This window comes from Proteus sp. fly-1067, from assembly GCF_040139345.1.
Taxonomy (GTDB): Bacteria; Pseudomonadota; Gammaproteobacteria; order Enterobacterales; family Enterobacteriaceae; genus Proteus; species Proteus vulgaris_B.
The window spans coordinates 1-761 of sequence record NZ_JBEEUL010000079.1 but is presented as its reverse complement, the minus strand read 5'-3'; the positions used below and the strand labels follow the sequence as shown (position 1 = coordinate 761).

Genomic DNA, 761 nt, shown 5'->3' with positions numbered 1-761 from the left:
AGTTATAGCGTGACAAATTGTGTAATAGAGTAAAAAAGCATCTTTTATGGAAAAAACACGCAAAAGAAAGAATACTGGGCGAGTGACCCTACAAGATGTTGCTAAATATGCAGGCGTTGGTTCAATGACTGTCTCAAGGGCGCTGCGCACTCCAGACTTAGTATCAGATAAACTGCGAGAAAAAATCAATGAAGCAGTCGCAGAGCTTGGGTATATACCAAACTCTGCGGCGGGTATACTCGCCTCCGGTCAAAGCCGAACGATCGCAGTACTTGTGCCATCATTACGAGACTATGCGAGTTCGGCATTTTTGCAATCACTACAGGATGTACTTAACAAAAACAGCTATCAAGTTGTTATTGGCAGCCATGATTATCAACAGAAAAAAGAATCTGAAGTTTTCTTTACTTTATTGCAAAGTAGTCCAGCAGCGATGGTTATTTTTGGCGCGATTAATTCTGAAAGCGTGCTTAGCTATCTTAAAAATATTGATATTCCCGTTATTAGTGTTGCAGGGGAAGCAACACACTCACTTTCGCTTAACATCCGAAGCAATATTGGTGAGGCCGTATATTTTCTAACTAATCATATGCTACAAAAAGGTTATCGAAAAATTGGTTATATTGGCGCACAAATGGATAGTAAGGTACAAAGTCAACAGCTAAGTGGCTGGACAAAGGCAATGTTAAGCCATAATCACAGTGCAGAACAAAGCATAACCACCCCTTATGTGGCCACTATGGATTTTGGACGGCAAGCCA

General features: G+C 40.9%; 1 protein-coding gene. It reads left to right on the top strand.

Annotated features, from left to right (window positions below):
- Nucleotides 1-46: 46 nt before the first annotated feature.
- A partial coding sequence (locus ABN217_RS19220; protein WP_349459853.1) for a LacI family DNA-binding transcriptional regulator occupies nucleotides 47-761 on the top strand: 715 nt, incomplete at its 3' end.